Source organism: Mycobacterium sp. 2-64, assembly GCF_035918375.1.
GTDB lineage: Bacteria > Actinomycetota > Actinomycetes > Mycobacteriales > Mycobacteriaceae > Mycobacterium > Mycobacterium intracellulare.
The window spans coordinates 209,962-230,626 of record NZ_CP142361.1; the positions used below are offsets into that span (position 1 = coordinate 209,962).

Below are 20,665 nucleotides of genomic sequence, written 5' to 3' on the forward strand. Positions count from 1 at the left end.
AAAACACCGTAATTGTGGCTAACCGCTGTTATCCACAACAGCCCGGCCATGTCCAGGCGCGACCGTCCGACACAAATCCCGCGACTATCGGCGCCGTTTGACTGAACGCGAGATATCGCGCGACTAGCTGCCCTTGATCCCGACCGCGTGGCGCAGCTGCGCCAGGAACTGGTCGGCGTCGTCGCTGCGCACGATGTAGTGCGAGATCGCGATCCGGATCACCGTCGCCGCCTTCACCGCAGAGTTGGGCCCGGGCAGGTGCCGCTGCAAGCCCTCGCGCATCTGCGGGATCACCCACGAGAACTGGGCGATGGTGTGCTCGGGCTCGACGTCGACCATGCGCACGCCGGAGTACGAATGCTGGTAATCGACGATGAACCGCAGCACGGCGTCGAGCTTGTCCACGCCCTTGAGACCCGCGGTGGCCTTCACGAGGCCGCTTTCGAAGATCTGTCGCTCGTAGGCCGAAAACGCCGACAGCAACTCCTCTTTGGAAGCGAACCAGCGGTACAGCGTCGGGCGGGAGACGCCCGCCTGGGTGGCCACGTCGGACAGGCTCAGCTTGGTCTTGCCGTTGCGGCCGAGCACCTCGGCGGTGGCCGCCAGAATGCGCTGACGGGTCGAGGTGTCAGTGTCGGCGATCGTCGTAGCCCGGATCGGGTGGCTCATGTTTTCGCCTCCACGTTAGGCCCGAGGCGGGCGCCGGCGCACCAGCACCGACTGCTGGATGGCGCCGACCGCGCCCTGTTCGTCGAACAATGTGCCGATCGTCGTCCCGATCCCGTCCGGCCCGTAACTGGTTTCCGCCCTGATCCCGATCCAATCACCATCGGGGACACGAAACACGTGCACGGCCAGATCGGTGTTGAGGAAGGTCCATTTGGTGATGTCCAGCTCGCTGCCGATGCCGTTGGCGCAGTCGGCGACCGCGAACAGCCGTTCCAGCTGGGTCATGGGCTCGCCGTTGACCAGATCGACGGTCGGGTTGATCCACGATTCGCCCGGGCCTTCGCTCAGCGGCTCGGTCAGCCACAGCCACTCGAGGCTGTGCACGTAGTTGCGGTCCCAGTCCTTGGCCTTGAGGTTGCGGTCGTAGGCCTCGGCCCTCGGCCGGGGCAGGGGAGCCGCGGCGTGCGCGAGCTCCTCGGTGTCCTGGTGCTGCAACCGCCAACCGGTGGCGCGCGCCACCGGCCGGGGAGCGCCGTCGGGACCCGGCGCCAGCATCTCGGCGCTGACGAGTTCGATCTGCTTGCCGGGCCGTTGCACCTGCGAGCGGACCCACAGGTCGCCCTCGGCCGGCACCCCGCCCAGCAGGTCGATCACGACCCGGGACAGGCGGGTGTCATCGCGCTGTTCGCAGCGCTCCAGCGCCCGGACCAGCAGCCCCGACACCGGACCACCGTGCTGGATCGCCGCCGACCAGGTGCCGCGCGCCAGGTCGGTCGCCCGGAACTTCTCGCCCGGCGCGTCGGCGGGGTCGATCAGCTCGTAGTAGGCGTCGGTCATCGTCAACCTCTTCGGGGGTCAGGGCAGGCCGGCGCCGGGAGTGGTCACCGTGACGGCGTCCAGCCGGGAAAGCCGGGTGCCGGCCAGGCGCTGAGGATAGGCGTCCGTGCTCGACAACAGAAACAGGGTGCGGCGCTGCGGGCCGCCGAGGGCGCAGGCGATGGCGACCCGGTCGCCCATGTCGATCCGGTCGGTCACGTCCCCGCCCGCCACGATCCGCTCGAACTGGTGGGCCAGGGTCATCGACGTCCACACCCCGCCCTCGGCGTCGAGCGCGATGCCGTCGGGCGGCCCGTCCAGGCCGTCGGCGAAGATCCGGCGGTCGGTCAGCCCACCGTCGCCGCCGATCGAAAACGCGGTCAGCCGCCGCCCGGTCGACTCGGCGACGATCAGCGTCTTGCGGTCTGGGGTGATCACCATCCCGTTGGGGAAGTCGAGATCCTCGGCTACGACGGTCGCGCTGTCGTCGGGGTCGAGGCGGACGATGACGCCGCCGCGCAGCGCCTGGCATCCGATGTAGGCGCGGCCCACGTCGTCGATGACCATGTCACCGAGGTTGGCCGGCGCCACGTCGGCGAGATCGGCGATGGTGGCGACGCTTTCGCCGTCGTAGCGCAGCACCCGCCGGTCCTCGGTCGACGCGATCAGCAGCGAGCCGTCGGGACGGAAACCCAAGCCCGACGGCGAGTGCCCGGGCAACGGCAGCGTGGTCAGCGAGCCCCCCATGGTCGAGGTGTGGACCGCCTCGCCTAGCATGTCGGAGAACCACAGCAGGCCCTCGAACCAGCGCGGCCCCTCGCCGAAGCAGAACCCGTTGGCCAGCGGCTCGGGGATCATCCGCTCATGCCTTTGGCCAACCTTCCGCTTTACAAAACACCGAAAAAGTGTCACGCACCGCGGGTACCGGTGTCAATCTGCCGACCGGGCGAGTTCTCGTGCGACGGCCTCGTGGTAGGCGTCGATCTTCGCCGGGTTGGCCTGGATGAAGAGCTGATCGGGCAGGGGCGCGTGCTTGTACGCCTCGATCGTCATGGTCCGGGAGAACAGCGTGACGTCCTGGCCCGGCCGGGTGAAGTGGTACGACACGGTGATCCTGCCCTCCATGCCGCCGTTCCCGTCGCGGTCATGGCCCAGGCGGCCGATCGAGGTGAACACGAACAGCGTCGGCCGCACGGCGGCGGCCAGCTGCCAGCGGAAGATCCGGTCGCCGTCGGGCCCCGCTTCCTCCCAGGTGTCACCCACCTTGAGGGGTAGGTCGGGCAACCCGCCGATGTGCGCGCTGCCGGGGTAGGTCTTGGTCCAGTTCAACGGGTTGGTGACGAAGTCGTAGACGGTCTCGGCGGACTGCGTGAACGCGGTCTCCGAAGTGGTGGTCACGATGCCCAATGGCGTTGCCTCCCTGCGCTTTTCGTCGGCGGGCTGGTCCGCCGGGCCGCGGTCTTGTTAGCCAAGCTTTACAAATCCTACTCAAAGTGTCACGCTGAGCCCTGAGCTGCTAGCGCGAGAGGTGGAGCGGATTTGACGAAAGCTTCCGAGGAGTCTCAGCAGACCGAGTGGACGGTGCAAGGCCTGCTGGATCTGTTTGACGTGCAGGCCGACGGGCAGGACCGGTTCACCGGCGAGACCGGCATCGCCGGCGGCGACGAACGTCAGGTGGTGGAGGGCACCCAGGTGCTCGCCCAGGCGATTGTCGCGGTGGCCAAACGATTCCCGGACAAGTCGGTGCGCTCGGCGCACGCCGTGTTCTCCCGAGCCGTGACCGTCGGCCCGCCGATCGAGCTGATCCTCGACGTCGTGGCCGAGGGCCGGTCCACCGCCACCGCCGTCGTGGCCGTGCACCAGAACGGCCGCCGGTGCCTGAGCATCACGGTGCTGGCCGACGTCCCCACCGCCGACGTCATCCGTCACCACCTGCCGCGCCCCGAGGTGGCCGCGCCGGCCGACGCCAACCCCTCAGCGATGCCGATGGTCGGCCGCGAGCTGCGCCTGGTGGACGTCGTCGACGTCAACAGCCCCGACGAGGTCGGCCCGCCGGAGCTCTACGCGTGGCTGCACTACGACCCCATCCCGACCCGCGACGACCTGGCCAAGGCGCTGCTGGCGTACTTCACCGGTCACCTGGGGATCTCCACCACCATGCGCGCGCACGAGGGCATCGGCACCGCCCAGGCGCACCTGACCGTGTCCACCGCGCCGATGAGCATCTCGGTCGCCTTCCACGAGCCGGCGCGCTGGAGCGGCTGGCTCCTCTACACCCATGAGAGCACCCAGGTGGGCGCGGGCATGTCGTACGTGCGCGGCACCGTGCACGCCGAGGAGGGGGAGCTGCTGGCGTCGTTCTCCCAGGAGGCGCTGATCCGCCCGCTGCGGACCAGCGACACCGCGATCGATTCCCGCGCGCGCTTCTGACGGCTGGAAAGTCAGATGCGCTTCACCATCACCCACCCGATGCACAGCCATCCCTACAACCCGGAATTGGTCAGTGGGGACGGCATCGGCAAGGTGGCCGCGGCCACCGAAGCGGCCGGGATCCACGGTTTCGGCTTCACCGATCACCCCGCGCCGTCGCAGCGGTGGCTGGACGCGGGCGGGCATGACGCGTTAGACCCCTTCGTCGCACTGGGTTTCGCCGCCGCCACCACCTCCACCCTGCGGCTGATTCCCAACATCGTCGTGCTGCCGTACCGAAACCCGTTCGTGGTGGCCAAGTCCGGCGCCACCCTGGATCTGCTGTCCGGCGGCCGCTTCACCCTCGCGGTGGGCGTGGGCTACCTCAAGCGCGAGTTCGCGGCGCTGGGCGTCAGCTACGACGAGCGCGCCGAGCTGTTCGAGGAAGCGCTGCAGGTGATCCGGGCCGTCTGGACCGAAGACGACATCTCCTTTGAGGGCAAGCACTTCAGCGCGCGCGGCATCACCGCGCATCCCCGGCCGCTGAGCAGCCCGCACCCGCCGATCTGGATCGGCGGCAACACCACCGCGTCGCGCCAGCGGGTGGCGCAGTACGGCGACGGCTGGTGCCCGTTTCCCGCCCCGCCCCAGTTGGCGCAGACCGCGGGCACGGCCACCATCGACTCGGTGCCAAAGCTCGCCGAGGGCATCGAGGACCTGCGACGCAGATGCGATGCGGCGGGCCGGGATTGGTCGGCGATCGACATCACCTTCACCAACTTCGAGGGCGGCAGCCCCGCCGATGACGCGTTCAACGCCGACGCGTACCTCGACGGCCTGGACAGGCTGGCGAAGCTGGGCGTCACGTGGGTCAGTGTCCACCTGCCCGGCGACAGCATGACGCACTCGCTCGAAACCCTCGACCGTTTCCGCACCCTCGTGATCGACGCGGCCTGAATGGACTTCTCCCGCGTCGCGCTCTCACCCGAGGACCAGGATTTCTACGATCAGTTCCGGGAGTTCATCGCCGAGCATGTCACCGATGAGGTGCGGCGGCGTGACCGGGAGACCGGTGAAAACTTCAGTGAACCGGTGCATTTGGCGTTGGGCGAAGCCGGCTATCTGGAATCGGACTGGAAGCTGGAGTCCGAGGGCGGCTTCAATCCGGTGCGCCGCCGGATCTTTCACCTCGAGATCGGTCGCGCCCACGCCCCGTGGTTCCACTGGGGCACCACGGCGGTCGTCGCGCGATTGGTGCAGCAGTTCGGGGCGGCCGAACTCGTCGACGCGGTGCTGCCGGGTGTGCTGTCCGGTGAGATCCGGCTCTGCCTGGGCTACACCGAACCCGAGGGCGGCTCCGACGTCGCCACCTGCAAGACGCGCGCCGTGCGCGACGGCGATGCGTGGATCATCAACGGGTCCAAGATGTTCACCTCGAACGCGCAGAACGCCAAGTACGTCTTCCTGCTCACCAACACCGATCCGCAGGGACCCAAGCACAAGAACCTGACCATGTTTCTGGTGCCGCTGGATTCGGAGGGCATCGAGATCCAGGGCATCCGCACGCTGGATGGTGACCGCACCAACATCGTGTACTACAGCGACGTGCGGGTCGATGACCTCTACCGGATCGGCGAGGTCAACGGCGGCTGGACGGTGATGCGGTTCGCCCTCGACGCCGAACACGGCATCACCGAGGTCCAAGACCATGGCCTGCAGAACATTTCGATGCTCTCCGAGCACGGCCAGCTGATGGCCGAGGCGGCCGACGGAGTCGCGGCCATCCTGGCCACGCCCGACGCCGACGGGCGGCGCCCGATCGACGACGAGGCGACGAAATACCGCCTCGGGCGCGCCATGGCTCGGATCGAGGCGGCCATGTCGACTCCCGGGATGTACGGGCGCGTGGGCCTCATCCAGACCATGCGGGAGGTCTCCCAGGAATTGATGGACCTGCTGGGGACGGCCTCGGCATTGCCCACCGACACAACGGGTTCCGCGGACGACGGTGCCATCGAGTTCATCTTCCGCCACGGCGTGCCCGCCGGAATCTACGGCGGCACCATGGAGGTGTTCCGCAACATGATCGCCCAGCACGAGCTGGGGCTCGGGCGTCCCAGCTACGGCCGCTGACTTTTGCCGCGAGAGTGTCACCACCGACGGTGGCACCCGGGAGATGCGTTGCCAGTTACACTCTCGCGGGATCGCGGGGGCCACCGGGCAGCTCGGCGAGCACGTCGGCGCGGGTGTCGTCGAAGCTGAGGAATCCCTTGATCGGCAGGCTTTCCGGCGGCGGATCGGGATAACACCAGGCGACGTCCTCGACGACGCGCTCACCCGAGACCAACGACCAATACGTCGCAAAGCCCTTGTAGTTGCAGTAACTCGACGTCTCGGAGCGCACCAGCAGATCGGTGCGCACGTGTGCCGGGTCGACATACAACCTCGGCTCGAGCGCCGTCTCGAAGAGGATCGTCGTGTCGTCGGTGTCGACCAGCGTGGTGCCGCCGACGCGGACGCGCAGGCGGCGCTGCGTCGGACGGCAGTCGACGCGGTGATACGGATTGGGCGGATAGTGCACGAGTTTGCGCCCCTCCTCGAACCACGTGTCCACCGCGTCCCAGGGAACGTGAACGAAACCGGGGGCCTCCGGCTCGGGCTCATTCGGCAGGTCGCCGACGTCGTCGGGCGCGAAGACGTAGCTCAGCGGTCGGCCCCGCCGGTGCACCATCAGCGCCCGCTCTGTGTCGATCACCAGCCGCCCGTCCTTGACCGCCTGCACGCGCCGGGGATGCGGCTCGACGTACACAATCCCTTCTGGCCCGTCGGGTATCGCGGGCGAGAAGCGCCCCGCCGGATCGCTGCTGAGCGGTCCCCGCCCGGCCACCAGAGTCATGCGTTCCTCCCGGTTGCAACCACTCATCTAGCTCCCGCGTAGGCCATTGTGGTGCACACCGGCCTCGATCCGACAGACCCGGTTAGGGCGGGAGCCCGACCGCAGCGCGGCCGAGTAAGCGTGGCGGCATTCGGATTCGTGATTGCGAGTCAGGATGTGACGGGATCTCCGGGTGCGAGCAGGGCCGCGTACTGCTGCTCGAGCAGCTTGGCGACGCCCACCTGCCAGCGCTGCGCCAACGAACGCGACATCGGGTCGGGAAAGATCTCGTCATCGCCGTTCTCCAGCCCGTCGAAGATGCCTTGTGCCACGGATTGCGTTGAGGCCTTGGGGATGTCGAGGCCTCGGGTCATGTCGGTGTCGACGGGACCGGTCAGCACCGCATGAACCCGCACGCCCCGCCCGGCCAGGATGACACGCAGCGATTGCGTGAGGGAGAACGCCGCGGCCTTGGAGATCGAATACGCCGGGATCAGCGGCAACGGCGCCAGGGCGTTCACCGACAGGTTGTTGACGATCGATCCCCCGGATCGCGTCAGCATCGGCAGGAAGGCCTGAATCACGTCGTACGTGCCGAGCAGATTCACCGCAAGGTGCGTCCGCAGTGCGGAGGCGTCGCCGAGATCGTCGTACACCGCCAGGCCGGCGTTGTTGACCAGGACATCGAGCGAGTCGACCCTGGCCACGGCCCGCCGAATCTGCGCGGGGTCGGTGATGTCGAGGGCCAGCGGTGTCACGCGGGAATCGCCGTTGCCGGCCAAGGCCTTCCGGGTGCCGACGTACACCCGTCGGGCGCCCCGGCGTAAGGCCTCCGCGACCAGCGCGGCGCCGATGCCACGATTTCCCCCGGTGATCAGCACCGTCCTGCCTGAGATTGTGGCCACGATGACGGCCTCCTTCATTGATTGGTGTCGGATTGGGCAGGCCGCATAGGTGAGGTGGCTTGCCGCGGTCAGTCGTTGCGCGACGCCCGCATGTATTCCGATCCACGGGGCCGCCCAGATTCATCGGCGGGCAGATCAGAACGGCGAACCGGATGACCCGGTGGCATCGGGCGGCCGGCGCAGGGAGTAGGAACTTACGCATGGCGGGACCGGTGGAAGGCGTCAAGGTCGTCGAACTCGGGGTGTGGGTGGCCGGACCGGCCGCCGGCGGCATCCTGGCGGACTGGGGCGCCGACGTGATCAAGATCGAGCCGCCGACGGGTGACCCGGCGCGCATGTTCGGCCGCATGCTGGGCTGCGACATGGGCCTCAACCCGCCCTTCGAAATGGACAACCGCTCCAAGCGCAGCGTGGTCCTCGATCTCGGCACCGACGCGGGCCGCGCCACCGCGTTCGAATTGCTCGCCGGCGCAGACGTTTTCCTGACCAACGTGCGACCCGGCGCGCTGCAGCGTCTGGGGCTGGACTTCGAGTCGGTGTCGGCGACCAACCCCCGCCTGGTCTACGGGCTCATCACCGGGTACGGCGAAAACGGGCCGGACGCCGATCGCGCCGCCTTCGACGTGGCCGCGTTCTGGTCCCGGGCCGGGGTGGCCCACCTGCTCACCCGGCCCGGCGAGACGCCCCCGTTCCAGCGTGGTGGCATGGGCGACCACTCCGCGGGGATGACGATGGCCGCGGCCGTGTGCGCGGCGCTGCTCGCGCGCGAACGCACCGGGGCGGGCCAACTGGTGACCACCTCGCTGTACCGGCAGGGCGCCTACACCGTGAGCTTCGACCTGAACACCTACCTGATGAGCGGGCAGCCGATCGCGATCGGGCAACGCGAGTCGATGGGCAACCCGTGCATGAACAACTACGCCGCCCAAGACGGGCGGCGGTTCTGGGTCGTCGGCCTGGAGCCCGAGCGGCACTGGCCGGCCCTGTGCCGCGCCGTGGGGCGACCCGAATGGCGCGACGACCCGCGGTTCGCCGACGCCCGCTCCCGCGCGGCCAACTCGGCGGCGCTGATCGTCGCGTTGGACGAGATCTTCGCGACGCGCCCGCTCGACGAATGGGCGCAGATCTTTGCCGGCGAACCGGATTTCTTCTGGTCGCCGGTCAACACGCTCGAGGACGTCGTGGCCGACGAGCAGTTCCACGCCGCGGGCGGCATCGTCGACGTGCCCGACGGGGACGCGGCCGTGCCGATGGTGGCCACGCCGGCGGATTTTCACGGCACCCCCTGGGCACCGCGTTCTGCGGCACCGGAACTCGGGCAGCACACCGAGGAGGTCCTGGCCGACCTCGAGGCGCGCCGCGGGTCGTGAGGACCCGACCGGACCTTTACAAATTTCGCCGGAAGTGTCACGCTGTGCGGTGAGTCGCTTCACCCGACGCGTGCAGCGGCTCCAGCCCTTGAGAAAGCCGTGACAAGCGCGTGAGGCCCGCCAACGGAGTCGTTGGGGCCGTGGTGAGGAATGGATCGATGGTCGCTCCAACGTTCGACATCAGCAAGACCGACGCCGCCCGAGCAACCCAGGCCAACGCCGACGGCCTGCGCTATCGCCTGGACGTCGTCGCCGCCAGCGCCGTCGACGTCGTGCAATCGGCCGGGGGGTGGCTCTACGACCGGGCGATGGCCGGCTGGGAGGTGACGGTGCTGCTCCCGCAGGGCCGCGACACCCGCGCGCTGCGGATCCTGGGGGTGCGGGCGTCCGACCTCGAGCCGTCCCTGGGCGCGCTGGGTGCGGGCTCGACCAGCCTGGCCGTCAGCGCCGACGCGTTCACCGCCGACGCGCGGGTGCGCGACGCGGTGCTCGAGTCGCTGGATAACCGGCTGACGGAGGTCGCGTTGTGGGGCGACGGGTGGCCGCTGGGAGTGCAGCGTGCCACGACCCGCGCCCAGCACCTGCTCAGCGGGGCGGCGCGCATGTTCAAGGGCTATGCGCTTGCAGCAGAGGGTATTTCGGACGCCACGGTCGCCCCGACGGAGACGCTGCTGTGCGACGTGGGTTCGGGGGCCGACTCCGAGCTGATCCGGCTCGACTAGGCCATGAAGAAGTACTACAAACACGCGTTGCTCTACCTGCACGAGACGATCTCGCTGGGATCCGGGCGCAGCGACCGGTTCACCGAGGCCTTCGCCGACACCTACCAGCCGATGATGGAACAACTCGGCGCCCGGCTGTTCGCGATCTGGGAATCCACCCTGTACAACGGCCACTGGCCACAGGTGACGGTGATCTGGGAGATCGACGGGTTCGCCGATTACGCCAGGATCGGCGCCGCCCAGGCCCGCGGCGGCAGTCACGAGGCCGCCGCCGGCAAATGGTCGGCGTTCCTGGCCGACCTCGGCGCCTCGGGCGAGGGCCGCATCATGTACGCCGGCCCCAGCAACAGGACGCTCGCCCAGCTGCGCGAGGCCAATTTCACTGCGCCGCTGGTGATCCAGGAGATCATGCAGACCAAGCCCGGCCGGCAGGACGACTACATCCGGGAGCTCGAGCGGCTCTACGTGCCGTGGTCGGAACGCACCGGAAAACGCTGGCTCGGTTCGTTCACGACGACCTTCCGCTTCAACGAGGTCATCCACTACTGGGCGCTGGACGGGGGATGGGACTGCTTCGCCGAGCACTACCCGTCGTGGAAGGAGAGCCCACCCGCCGAGATCGTCACCTGGATGAGCGTGGCCCCCGCGTTGCGGGACGGGTGGGAAGATTCCATCCTGCAGGCTCTCCCGCCCTCACCCCTGCAGTGACCGAGCGCCAAGGACCCATGGACCACACCGACTTCAGCTACGACCCTTTCGACGCTGCGGTGATGGCAAACCCCTTGCCGTACTACCGAATCCTGCGCGACCAGCACCCGGTGTATTACATGCCGCAGTGGGACACCTTCGCGCTGTCGCGTTTCGAGGACATCTGGAAGGTGCTGGAAGTCAACAACGGCACGTTCGTCGCCTCGGAGGGCACGCTGCCGGCGGCATCGGTTCTGGCCCAACACAACTCCGGACCGGTCGACGACCCGCCGCTGCACCCCCTGCCGTTCCACGCCATGTTCGACGCCGACCTGTACGGCGAGATCCGGCGCACGCACTCCCGGCCGTTTCGGCCGCGTTCGGTCACCGACCTCGAGGGCAGGATCCGCGAGCTGGCCAACGAACGCCTCGACCTGCTGTTGCCGCGCGGCTCGTTCGACCTGACCCAGGACTACGGTGGCGTCGTGGTGGCCGCGATCGTCTGCGAACTCCTCGGCATTCCCACCGATCTCGCGCCGCAGGTCCTCGCCGCGGTCAACGCCGGCAGCCTCGCCCAGCCGGGTGTCGGCGTGGACACCGGGCAGGCACGCCCGAACTATTTCGAGTTCCTGCTGCCCGCGGTCGCGCGCCGCCGCGCCGACCGGTCCGGGCCGCCGCTGGACGTGGTCGACGGCCTGCTCGGCTACCACCTGCCCGACGGCAGCGCCCTGGACGACATGGAAGTCGCCACCCAGATGCTGTGCATCTTCATCGGGGGGACCGAGACGGTCCCCAAGATCGTCGCCCACGGGCTGTGGGAGCTCAGCCGGCGGCCCGACCAGCTGGCCGCCGTGCGCGCCGATCCCGAAGGCAACGTGCCCGTCGCCCGCGAGGAGATGATCCGATACTGCGCGCCCGCGCAGTGGTTCGCGCGAACGGCGCGCAAGCCCTTCGACATTCACGGTCAGACCATCAATCCCGGCCAGCGCGTCATCACCCTGCTCGCCTCGGCCAGCCGCGACGAGCGGGAATACCCCGAGCCCGACGAGTTCATCTGGGACCGGCCCATCCGCCGCTCGCTGGCGTTCGGCCGCGGCCAGCACTTCTGCATCGGCTACCACCTGGCCAGGCTGGAAATCGATGTGCTGCTTGCCGAATGGCTGCGTCGGGTGCCCGACTACGCGATCCAGACCCACGCCGCCACCCGGTTGCCGTCCAGCTTCCAATGGGGCTGGAACAACATCCCGGTGGAGGTCTGAGGTGTGGTCCTACCGGCTCATCGCCCCGTATCTGTTCGAGCGGACGACGATCGCCGACACCGCCCCTGAGTCCCTGACCGACGGGCAGGTGCTGCTGCGGTTCCTGGCGGCCGGCGTCTGCGGCAGCGATCTGCCCGCGTTTCGCGGCGCCAAGGGCCGAATCCCCGGCGACGACGGCCGCAGCGGACCCGAGAAGGACGGCTTCCCCATCCACGAGGTCGCCGGCGAGGTGATCGCCAGCCGCCACCCCGCGCACCGCCCCGGGGACCTCGTCGTCGGCTGGGCCTCCGGGTTCGACGGCATGATGGAACGCATCGTCACCGACGGTGACGGTTTGGCGCCCTACGACCCGGCGCTGACGCCGGCGCAGGCTATCGGCCTGCAACCGCTGGCCTGTGTGCTCTACGCCTGCGAGCAGCTCGGCGATCTGGCCGGGCGGCGCGTCGCGATCATCGGCCAGGGATCGATCGGCCTGCTGTTCTCCTACGTCGCCAAGGCGGCCGGTGCGCGCCGCGTCACCGGGGTCGATCCGATCGACCGCCGCGATGTGGCAAGGGCATTCGGCGTCGACGAACCGGTGCGCGCCACCAGCGACCGCTGGGCGAGTCAGCTGGAACCGGGGGACCGCGCCGACGTCGTCATCGAGGCGGTCGGTCACCAGGTGGCCACCCTCACCCACGCCATCGACGCCACCGCCCCCGGCGGCACCGTCTTCTACTTCGGTGTCGCCGACGACGAGATGTATCCCATCAGCATGCGGGCCATGCTGCGCAACAACCTGACGCTGAAATCCGGTGTGACGCTTGACCGTCGGCGGATGCTGGAGCTCGCGAGCAAGTTCGCCGCCGAGCATCCCTGGCTGCTCGGCGCGTACCTCACCCACACGTTCGGCGTCGAGCAGGTGCAGGACGCGTTCGAGCTGGCCTGCCGACCGGTGGCCGAGCGCATCAAGATCGCGATCGCCGGGTGAGGGGCCGACCGTGACCGACGCTTCGCCGGGCAATCTGCAGCTGGCGCTCAGCAGCAAGCCCGCCATCTTCGGCGGCTGGGTCACCGGCCCCACCTGGCTGGGACCCGAGGAATTCGCCCGCGCCGGTTACGACTACGTCGGATTCGACGCCCAGCACGGCTATCTCGACGACGCCGGCATCGCCCGCATGCTGCGCCGCACCGAACACCTGCCGCTGGGCACCGTCGTGCGCCTGCCCAACGCCGACGCCGCACCGATCGGGCGGGTGGCCGACGCCGGGGCCGACGCCGTCGTCATCGCGATGATCGAATCGGCCGGCGAGGCCGCCGCCGCCGTGGCCGCCACCCGCTACCCGCCGGCGGGCGTGCGCAGCTTCGGACCGCTGCGCGCCAGCCTGGGGCACGACCCCGCCGCCCACGAATCCCGGATCGGCGTGTTCGCGATGATCGAGACCGCGGCGGCGCTGGCGGACATCCGCGAGATCTGCGGGGTCGACGGCCTGACCGGGATCTACGTCGGCCCGGCCGATCTCGCCATCTCGATGGGCGCCGGCGTCCTCGGTGCGACCCGGCATCCCGAGGTGCTCGACGCGATTACGCGCATCCACCGGGCGGCCTCGGATGCGGGGCTGGTCACCGGCATTCACGCCGGGGACGGCATGACGGGCCAGGCCATGGCGCGGCTGGGCTTCGGCATGATCACCCTGGCCGCCGAGTCCCAGGCGCTGCGGCGCGGGGCCGCCGAACACCTGCGTGAGGCGACGCAATGACCGCCTACCCGCCGGACGACGAGGCAGCGATCCGCGATTTGATCGCCGGCTACGCGCTCGCTCTCGACGCCGGTGATGTCGACGGTTGCGTCCGGCTGTTCGCCCCCGACGGCGAATTCCTGGCGTACGGCCGGACTTTCGCGGGCCATGACGGGATCGCCGACATGTTTCGCGCCGCGGCGCGCGGCCTGCATCTGACCGGCGTCTCGCGGATCACAGTCGACGGGGACCGCGCGAGCGCCCGATCGCAGGTGCTGTTCGTCCGGGCCGGCGACCTGCAGCTGCGGCCCGCCCTCTACGACGACGAGCTGACCCGCGTGGACGGCCAGTGGCGCTTCGCACGGCGCCGATGCCGCTTCATCACCAGCGGCGGACTGTCCGACAACCCCGAGGGCGCGCCGGCATGAACCCACGTGTCGCACTCGTGACCGGCGCGGCCGGTGGGCAGGGCCGGGCCATCGCCGAACGGCTACGCGCCAAGGGGTTTTCGGTGGCGGCCTGCGATCGGCGGGCCGACGATCTCGCCGCCGCGGTGCGCGAATCGGGCGACGAGGAACTGATCGCGGTGGAGCTCGACGTCACCGCGGAGCGGCAGTGGGACTCCGCGGTGGCGGCGGTGGTCGAGCGCTTCGGGTCGCTGAGCACGCTGGTCAACTGCGCCGGCGTGCTACACCGGGCGTCGTTGACCGAGGAGACCGCCGAAGGATTCGAAAACTCGTGGCGGGTCAACTGTCTGGGCGCGTTCCTCGGCATGCGCGCGGCGCTGGAGCACCTGCGCGCGGCGCCCGACGCGTCCATCGTCAACATCTGCAGCACCGGCGCGATCCGCCCGTTCCCGCAGCACGGCGCCTACGGCTCGTCGAAGTGGGCGCTGCGCGGCCTGACCCAGACCGCGGCCGCCGAACTCGCGCCCTCCGGCATCCGGGTCAACGCCGTGTTCCCCGGGCCGATCGCCACCACGATGCTCGACGAGACCACCCAGACCCGGCTCGCCGCCGCATCGATGTTCGGGCGGATAGGCCGCGTCGACGAAGTCGCCGACGCCGTGGCGTTCCTGGTCTCCGGCGAGGCGTCGTTCATCACCGGCTCCGAACTCATCATCGACGGTGGTCAATGCCTGCAGATCCGATGACCGACCTGTCGGTCGGCATCATCGGCGCCGGCCCGGGCGGCCTGGCGCTGGGAATCATGCTGTCACGCGCCGGGTTTCGTGACTTCACCATCTTCGACCGCGAGGATGGCGTCGGGGGCACCTGGCGGATCAACACCTATCCGGGACTGGCGTGCGACGTCAAGTCGCACCTCTACTCGTTCTCATTCGACCTGAACGCCCAGTGGTCACGGCTGTGGTCGGGACAACCCGAAATCCTGGACTACTTCCAGCGGGCCGCCGACAAGCACGGCCTACGGCCGCACCTGAAGCTGCGCACCGAAATCCGCTCGGCACACTGGGATTCGGACACCCAGCTCTGGTGCCTGACCACCACCGCCGGCGAACGGCACCACTTCAACATCGTCGTCTCTGCCGTGGGCCTGTTCACCCGGCCACTGCTGCCCGACCTCGTCGAGGAAGAGCCCTTCGCCGGAACGGTGATGCACTCGTCGCGCTGGGACCACTCGATCCCGCTGGAAGGCAAGAAGATTGCGGTGCTCGGCACCGGGTCGACGGCCTCCCAGCTGATCCCCGAATTGGCCAAGGTGGCCGACACGGTGTATTCGGTGCAACGATCGCCCACCTGGATACTGCCCAAGCCCGACCGGCGCTACACGCGGCGGGAGCGCTGGGCCTTCGCGCACCTCCCGTTCGCCAAGAAGCTCTACCGCGCCCGGCTGTGGCTGCGCAGCGAATCCAACATCGCGGTGATCGAGCACGGCAGCGAAAAGACCGAGCAGTTCACCGAACTGGCCCTGCGGTTGCTCGAAAAGACGGTCGACGATGAGGAATTGCGCCGCAAGCTCACACCGGACCATCCGATGGGCTGCAAGCGGCTGGTGTTCTCCTCGGACTACCTGCCCGCGCTGACCCGCCCCAACGTCGAGGTGCTGACGAGCCCGGCGCGCTCCCTGCGCGCCCGGTCCCTGGTGACCGAAGACGGCACCGAACGCGAGGTCGACCTGGTGGTGTGCGCCACCGGCTACGCCGCCGCCGACTATCTCGGGGAGCTGGACGTTTCCGGCGAACGCGGAATCACGCTGCGGCAGGTCTGGCGCGACGGCGCGCACGCCTACCTCGGCATGGCCGTGCCGGATTTCCCCAATTTCTTCATGCTGTACGGGCCGAACACCAACGTCGGCTCCAACAGCGTCATCTTCATCCTCGAAGCCCAGGCGCGCTACATCGTGCGGGCGCTGCGGCACCTTCGCCGCCACCGCAAACGCTACGTCGCGGTGCGTGCCTCGGCGCTGGCCGAGTTCGTCGCCAAGATCGACCGCTGGATGGTGGGCACCGTCTGGACCACCCAGTGCAGCAACTACTTCCGCGCCCCCAACGGGCGCGTGGTCACCCAGTGGCCGCGCAGCGCCCGAACCTTCTGGGGGATGACGCGCAGGTTCAGGCCCGCCGACTTCCGTTTCGAACCGCCCGCCACCTCCGCCGCGTCCCCGGTCGCCGTGCCCGAGCGGGGCACCCGATGACGGAGCTCGACGGCGCCGACCGCCTCGACCCGGCGCTGCGCGCACTCGCGACCACGCGCACGGACTTCTCGGCCGCCGCGATCCAGCTGACGCGTGGACCGTTCAACGAACGCCGCCGCATCACCGCCGAGCAGACCGACGCCGCTGACGTCCGGATCGACGAGGACAACGCCGCCGGCGTCGGGGTGCGCATCTACCGCGGCGGCCCGGCCCCGGCGCCCGCCGTCGTGTATTGCCACGCTGGCGGTTTCGCGCTGGGAAACCTGGACACCGATCACCGCCAGTGCGTGGAGCTCGCCCGCCGCGGGCGCTGCACGGTGGTGTCGGTGGACTACCGGCTGGCTCCGGAGCACCCCTATCCGGCCGCGCTCGACGACGCGAGCGCCGTGCTGCGCTGGGTGATCGACGACGCGGCGTCGCTCGGCGTGGACCCGGCGCGGGTGGCCGTCGCGGGCAGCAGCGCCGGCGCCGCCCTGGCCGCATGCCTGGCGCAGCGCGCCGCCGACGGATCGTTGCCGCCGGTGGTGTTCCAGCTGCTGCACCAGCCGGTGCTCGACGACCGGCCCACCGGATCGAAGTCGGAGTTCCGCACCAGTCCCGCCTTCGACGGCGAGGGCGCCGAGCTGATGTGGCGCCACTACCTCGACCCAAAGGCCGCGCCGGAGGCCGCGGTGCCCGCACGGCGACCCGAATTCGCCGGGCTGGCACCGGCTTTGATCACCTGCGCGGAGATCGATCCCTTCCGCGACGAGGCCATCGACTATGCGCTGCGGCTGCTGCACGCCGGGATCTCGGCGGAGCTGCACGTGTTTGCGCGCGCCTGCCATGGATTCGACTCACTGCTGCCGGAATGGCCGGGCTCGCAACGCCTGTTCGCGCTGCAAGGCGAGGCGCTGGCCGGCGCGCTGCACGGCGACTAGGCGTCGAATCGGATCAGCTGGCGCACGGCGGTGCCGTCGGCCAGGTGGTCCATCGCCTCGTTGATCTCGTCGAGCGCGATCGTCGACGACACCAGCGATTGCACCGGCAGCCGGCCGGAACGCCACAGCTCGACGAACCGCGGGATGTCCCGGCTGGGCACCGCCGAACCGAGGTAGCTGCCGATCAGCGACCGGCCCTCGGCCACAAAACCCAACGGCGACACCGTGATCCGGGCGTCCGGCGGGGGCAAGCCGACGGTGATGGTGCGCCCGCCCGGCGCGGTCAAGGCGATCGCGGTCTCGAGCGCGGCGGGGTGGCCGACGGCCTCGACGACCACGGCCGCCTTCACCCGCGCGTCGTCGGCCTGCTGCGGCGTGTAGGCCTCGTGGGCGCCCAGGGCGCGGGCGGCGGCCAACTTGTCGGGCAACTGGTCGACGGCGACGACGCGCACGTCGTCATAGGTGAGGGCGGTGAGCAGCGCCGCCATCCCGACGCCGCCCAGCCCGACCACGGCGACCGTCTGGCCCGGCCGCGGCTGCCCCACGTTGAGCACCGCGCCGCCGCCGGTGAGCACCGCGCACCCCAACAGCGCGGCGACATCGGCGGGCACGTCGGGCGGCACCGCGACCGCGCTGGCCCGATTGACGACCGCGTGCGTCGCGAAACCCGAGACCCCGAGGTGGTGATACACCGGTTGGCCGGCCCGGCTGAGCCGGATGTCGCCGCCCAGCAGGGTGCCGGCGCCGTTGGCGGCGCTGCCCGGCTCGCACGGCGTCAGGCCTTCGGTCGCGCACGCCGCGCAATGGCCGCAGCGCGGCAGGAACACCAGCACCACCCGCTGGCCGACGGCCACATCGCCGACACCGTCACCGACCCGCTCGACGATCCCGGCGGCCTCGTGGCCGAGCAGCATCGGCACCGGGCGCACCCGGTTGCCGTCGACCACCGACAGGTCGGAGTGGCAGAGGCCGGCCGCCTCGATGCGGACCAGCACCTCGTCGCGACCCGGCGGCGCGAGGTCGACGTCGGCGATGCTGATGGGCCGCGACCGCGCGTAGGGCCGGGGCGCCCCGATGTGCTCCAGTACCGCGCCCCGAATTCCGGACATGCTGGAATACAACCATGGCGTCGGCTCCAGTAGTTCCCCCCGCCCCGGACGGGTTGACCAGCAACGACTTCCCGGTGCTGTGGCCCGTCGGGACGCGATGGGCCGACAACGACATGTTCGGCCACCTCAACAACGCCGTCTACTACCAGTTGTTCGACACCGCGATCAACGCCTGGATCAACACCGCCACCGGGCTGGACCCGATCACCACGCCGGCGCTGGGCATCGTCGCCGAGTCGGGCTGCCGCTACTTCTCCGAACTGCATTTCCCCCAGGACCTCACGGTGGGCCTGGCCGTGACCCGGCTGGGCCGCAGCAGCGTCACCTACCGGCTGGGGGTGTTCGAGTCCGGTGACGGCGACCCGCGGCCGATCACCGCGCTGGGACATTGGGTGCACGTCTACGTCGACCGGGCCACGCGCAAGTCCGTCCCGATTCCCGACCCGGTCCGGACCCTGCTGTCGACGGCCAGCGTCGGCGAATCGGCCTAGCTCCGGGCCCAGATACCGCCCTGCGCTGGGGTTTTCGCGCACCCCGTTATGCTGCGCGCATGCCAGTGTTGAGCAAGACCGTCGAGATCGGCGCCGACGCCGGGTTGATCATGAAGATCGTCGGCGATTTCGAGGCCTACCCGCAGTGGAACGAGGAGATCAAGGGTCTCTGGGTGCTCGCCCGCTACGACGACGGGCGGCCCAGCCAGCTGCGGCTCGACACCGATTACCAGGGCATGCAGAGCATGTTCATCCAGGCCGTGTACTACCCGGGGGAAAACCAGATCCAGACCGTCCTGCAGCAGGGCGACCTGTTCACCAAGCAGGAGCAGCTCTTCTCCGTGGTGGCCATGGGCGCTTCCAGCCTGCTGACCGTGGACCTGGACGTCGAAACGTCGATGCCGGTCCCGGCGCCGATGGTCAAGCAGCTCCTCAACAACGTCCTCGACCACCTCGCCGAGAGCCTCAAGCAGCGCGCCGAGCAGCTGGCCGCGACCTAGAAATTGGCGGCGACCCGCTTCGCCCGGCTGCGCCGCGCTCGCGATCGCCGCTAGGAGTTGGCGGCGACCCGCTTCGCCCGGCTGCGCCGCGCTCACGATCGCCGCTGATATGTGAGTCATTTTGTCAAGGGGCAGGGTGAAGCGGCGGCCGCAACCGTCGTCGAGGCCGCCGCTTCGTTGACCAGATGAGCGTTGAGGTGTCGAGCGTGTCGTGTCGACGCGTGTCAGTCTGATATACGCGGGTTGGTTACCGCAGGACGGGACTTTCGAGTCGGAGCGGTCCGCTTGTCTAGATGTCGAGCGTGATCGGTTGTGGTGCAACGTGATTGCTCATAGCGGCGACGCGGGTCACTCCAAGACGCTTGCCGACATCTGCTTGCTCATCTGGACGTTTGTGGGCCGCTTAGTCCTCGAGGACGGCCAGCGACCAGCACCATCCGGCCAGCTCACGCGCGATCGCGGCGTTGGCCACCACGGAGCGTTTCTTGCGCTCATCGAATCGCATCCAGCGTTCATGCAGGCGCCGGTTGCCGGCCTGGCCGCGGGCGCGGGCGGCTGGGGATGCGGCATCCCAGCGGCGGCGCATCACCGCGCCGGGCCGGTAGGGGGCTCGGTGATGCCAGGCGGCTTCGATGAGCAGGCGGCGGGCATGACCATTGCCGGTCTTGGTCACCGCGCCCTGGGTTCGCGTCGCTCCTGAGGAGTACTCGCTTGGCACCAGCCCCAGATAGGCGCCGATACTGCGCCCGGTCAGCCGAGACCAGTCCCCGATCTCGACGGCCAGCCCGAACGCGGTCAGCGTGGACACCCCGCGCAGACACCCCAGCCGGGTCACCACCGGGGTGAACCGCGAATCAGCGGCCATCTCGGCGATCGCGGTATCGAGGCGCTCCCGGCGCTCGAGGGTGGCCAGCATCGCGTCGAAAGCGGTGTCGTAGGCCAGCTGCAGCGCGGCACTGTCGAACCGCTGCCGACGCAACCACCGCTGATGCTCACGGATCCAGGCTCGTCCACCGCAATAGACGATCCCCTGGCGCAACAACAGTTTCGACAGTCGATGCCGAGCAGACATCAAATCCCCACGGACATCCTCGCGGGCCCGCACCAAATCCCGCGCCGCTTCCTGCTCGATGCTGGGAACCGTCACTTCGGTGATCTGGCCCAGATGCAACAACCGCGCCAGATGCGCGGCGTCGCGGGCATCGGTTTTGACTCGGTCACCCGTCGGGCGAATCAACTTCGATGGCGCAGCCACCACACAGGCGATGCCCGCGGCATCCAACGCCCGGGCTAACCCGAACCCGGTCGGACCCGCCTCATAGGTCACCGCCACCGGGCCCGGAAGATCCCTTAGCCATGCTGCGATCTCACCACGGTCGGGGGTCAACCGCCGCTCGAATACCTCCCCGGTATCCCCATCCAACCCACACCCGACCACCGATCGGGCGTGCACATCCAACCCAACACTCGTACGCTGAATCTTCACTGGGGCCTCCATCCACATCTGTGGCTCTACTGGCCAGGACCAACTTCCTGACAGCAACCCACGTTCACATGTGG

At 69.3% G+C, this 20,665-nt stretch carries 23 protein-coding genes; 15 read left to right on the plus strand and 8 right to left on the minus strand.

Going from position 1 to position 20,665, the window contains the following annotated elements; genetic code table 11:
* Nucleotides 1-123: 123 nt before the first annotated feature.
* The 4 genes from QGN31_RS00980 to QGN31_RS00995 form a co-directional block, all read right to left on the minus strand.
* Complete coding sequence (locus tag QGN31_RS00980; RefSeq protein WP_014943132.1) at nucleotides 124-669, minus strand: TetR/AcrR family transcriptional regulator; 546 nt, start codon at nucleotides 667-669, stop codon at nucleotides 124-126.
* A gap of 15 nt (nucleotides 670-684) precedes the next feature.
* Nucleotides 685-1,506 (minus strand): thioesterase family protein, encoded by an 822-nt coding sequence (locus QGN31_RS00985; protein WP_014943131.1) that lies wholly within the window; start codon nucleotides 1,504-1,506, stop codon nucleotides 685-687.
* 18 nt (nucleotides 1,507-1,524) lie between these two features.
* Nucleotides 1,525-2,343, minus strand: a complete 819-nt coding sequence (locus tag QGN31_RS00990; protein WP_014386051.1) for an SMP-30/gluconolactonase/LRE family protein — start codon at nucleotides 2,341-2,343, stop codon at nucleotides 1,525-1,527.
* 72 nt (nucleotides 2,344-2,415) lie between these two features.
* The gene (locus tag QGN31_RS00995) at nucleotides 2,416-2,892 is read right to left on the minus strand and encodes a polyketide cyclase (RefSeq protein WP_008262011.1); all 477 of its coding nucleotides are present in this window, start codon (nucleotides 2,890-2,892) and stop codon (nucleotides 2,416-2,418) included.
* 132 nt (nucleotides 2,893-3,024) lie between these two features.
* Between QGN31_RS00995 and QGN31_RS01000 the strand changes: the two genes are divergently transcribed.
* Genes QGN31_RS01000 through QGN31_RS01010 form a run of 3 tightly spaced genes read left to right on the plus strand, consistent with a single transcriptional unit; the run spans nucleotide 3,025 to nucleotide 6,027 of the window.
* Entirely contained in the window at nucleotides 3,025-3,915 is an 891-nt protein-coding gene (locus tag QGN31_RS01000; protein ID WP_014386049.1) for an acyl-CoA thioesterase, read from the plus strand.
* A gap of 15 nt (nucleotides 3,916-3,930) precedes the next feature.
* Nucleotides 3,931-4,851: an LLM class F420-dependent oxidoreductase gene (locus QGN31_RS01005; protein WP_014383482.1), complete on the plus strand. Its 921-nt coding sequence runs from the start codon at nucleotides 3,931-3,933 to the stop codon at nucleotides 4,849-4,851.
* Nucleotides 4,852-6,027, plus strand: coding sequence for an acyl-CoA dehydrogenase family protein (locus QGN31_RS01010; RefSeq protein WP_009955714.1), 1,176 nt, complete (start codon nucleotides 4,852-4,854; stop codon nucleotides 6,025-6,027).
* Between the two features lie 55 nt (nucleotides 6,028-6,082).
* On the opposite strand, the gene QGN31_RS01015 is transcribed toward QGN31_RS01010, so the two are convergent.
* Together QGN31_RS01015 and QGN31_RS01020 are read right to left on the minus strand one after the other, a co-directional pair.
* Nucleotides 6,083-6,790 (minus strand): DUF427 domain-containing protein, encoded by a 708-nt coding sequence (locus QGN31_RS01015; RefSeq protein ID WP_014943130.1) that lies wholly within the window; start codon nucleotides 6,788-6,790, stop codon nucleotides 6,083-6,085.
* Nucleotides 6,791-6,939: 149 nt separating this feature from the next.
* Nucleotides 6,940-7,692 carry an SDR family NAD(P)-dependent oxidoreductase gene (locus tag QGN31_RS01020; RefSeq protein WP_014943129.1) on the minus strand — a complete coding sequence of 251 codons (753 nt, stop codon included), beginning with the start codon at nucleotides 7,690-7,692 and terminating at the stop codon, nucleotides 6,940-6,942.
* 182 nt (nucleotides 7,693-7,874) lie between these two features.
* Here QGN31_RS01020 and QGN31_RS01025 point away from each other — a divergent pair, with 182 nt between their 5' ends.
* The 10 genes from QGN31_RS01025 to QGN31_RS01070 all read left to right on the plus strand — a co-directional run bounded on the left by QGN31_RS01025 (nucleotide 7,875) and on the right by QGN31_RS01070 (nucleotide 17,005).
* Nucleotides 7,875-9,044, plus strand: coding sequence for a CaiB/BaiF CoA transferase family protein (locus tag QGN31_RS01025; RefSeq protein ID WP_014386044.1), 1,170 nt, complete (start codon nucleotides 7,875-7,877; stop codon nucleotides 9,042-9,044).
* Nucleotides 9,045-9,202: 158 nt separating this feature from the next.
* A complete protein-coding gene (locus tag QGN31_RS01030) occupies nucleotides 9,203-9,766 on the plus strand; it encodes a hypothetical protein (protein ID WP_009955720.1) in 564 nt (187 codons plus the stop codon).
* A gap of 3 nt (nucleotides 9,767-9,769) precedes the next feature.
* Nucleotides 9,770-10,474, plus strand: a complete 705-nt coding sequence (locus QGN31_RS01035) for an NIPSNAP family protein (protein WP_014386043.1) — start codon at nucleotides 9,770-9,772, stop codon at nucleotides 10,472-10,474.
* Between the two features lie 17 nt (nucleotides 10,475-10,491).
* On the plus strand, nucleotides 10,492-11,712 hold the full coding sequence (locus QGN31_RS01040; protein WP_014386042.1) for a cytochrome P450: 1,221 nt from the start codon (nucleotides 10,492-10,494) through the stop codon (nucleotides 11,710-11,712).
* A gap of 1 nt (nucleotide 11,713) precedes the next feature.
* The gene (locus QGN31_RS01045; RefSeq protein ID WP_014381466.1) at nucleotides 11,714-12,682 is read left to right on the plus strand and encodes a zinc-binding dehydrogenase; all 969 of its coding nucleotides are present in this window, start codon (nucleotides 11,714-11,716) and stop codon (nucleotides 12,680-12,682) included.
* Between the two features lie 10 nt (nucleotides 12,683-12,692).
* Complete coding sequence (locus tag QGN31_RS01050; protein ID WP_014386041.1) at nucleotides 12,693-13,451, plus strand: HpcH/HpaI aldolase family protein; 759 nt, start codon at nucleotides 12,693-12,695, stop codon at nucleotides 13,449-13,451.
* Nucleotides 13,448-13,858 carry a nuclear transport factor 2 family protein gene (locus QGN31_RS01055; protein WP_014943128.1) on the plus strand — a complete coding sequence of 137 codons (411 nt, stop codon included), beginning with the start codon at nucleotides 13,448-13,450 and terminating at the stop codon, nucleotides 13,856-13,858. Before QGN31_RS01050 ends, QGN31_RS01055 begins: the two co-directional genes overlap by 4 nt.
* Complete coding sequence (locus QGN31_RS01060) at nucleotides 13,855-14,583, plus strand: SDR family NAD(P)-dependent oxidoreductase (RefSeq protein WP_043955497.1); 729 nt, start codon at nucleotides 13,855-13,857, stop codon at nucleotides 14,581-14,583. The genes QGN31_RS01055 and QGN31_RS01060 overlap by 4 nt, the downstream gene beginning before the upstream one ends.
* Nucleotides 14,565-16,085, plus strand: a complete 1,521-nt coding sequence (locus tag QGN31_RS01065; RefSeq protein WP_085978358.1) for a flavin-containing monooxygenase — start codon at nucleotides 14,565-14,567, stop codon at nucleotides 16,083-16,085. The genes QGN31_RS01060 and QGN31_RS01065 overlap by 19 nt, the downstream gene beginning before the upstream one ends.
* On the plus strand, nucleotides 16,082-17,005 hold the full coding sequence (locus QGN31_RS01070) for an alpha/beta hydrolase (RefSeq protein WP_014943125.1): 924 nt from the start codon (nucleotides 16,082-16,084) through the stop codon (nucleotides 17,003-17,005). Before QGN31_RS01065 ends, QGN31_RS01070 begins: the two co-directional genes overlap by 4 nt.
* Here QGN31_RS01070 and QGN31_RS01075 read toward each other — a convergent pair.
* Complete coding sequence (locus QGN31_RS01075) at nucleotides 17,002-18,114, minus strand: alcohol dehydrogenase catalytic domain-containing protein (protein ID WP_014943124.1); 1,113 nt, start codon at nucleotides 18,112-18,114, stop codon at nucleotides 17,002-17,004. The genes QGN31_RS01070 and QGN31_RS01075 overlap by 4 nt on opposite strands.
* Before the next feature lie 14 nt (nucleotides 18,115-18,128).
* Between QGN31_RS01075 and QGN31_RS01080 the strand changes: the two genes are divergently transcribed.
* Nucleotides 18,129-18,605, plus strand: coding sequence for an acyl-CoA thioesterase (locus tag QGN31_RS01080; protein WP_043955495.1), 477 nt, complete (start codon nucleotides 18,129-18,131; stop codon nucleotides 18,603-18,605).
* Between the two features lie 59 nt (nucleotides 18,606-18,664).
* Complete coding sequence (locus QGN31_RS01085) at nucleotides 18,665-19,105, plus strand: SRPBCC family protein (RefSeq protein ID WP_008261971.1); 441 nt, start codon at nucleotides 18,665-18,667, stop codon at nucleotides 19,103-19,105.
* A 403-nt stretch (nucleotides 19,106-19,508) separates the two neighbouring features.
* Here the strand turns inward: QGN31_RS01085 and QGN31_RS01090 are convergent, their stop codons facing one another.
* The gene (locus QGN31_RS01090; RefSeq protein ID WP_438362663.1) at nucleotides 19,509-20,591 is read right to left on the minus strand and encodes an IS110 family transposase; all 1,083 of its coding nucleotides are present in this window, start codon (nucleotides 20,589-20,591) and stop codon (nucleotides 19,509-19,511) included.
* Nucleotides 20,592-20,665: the final 74 nt, after the last annotated feature.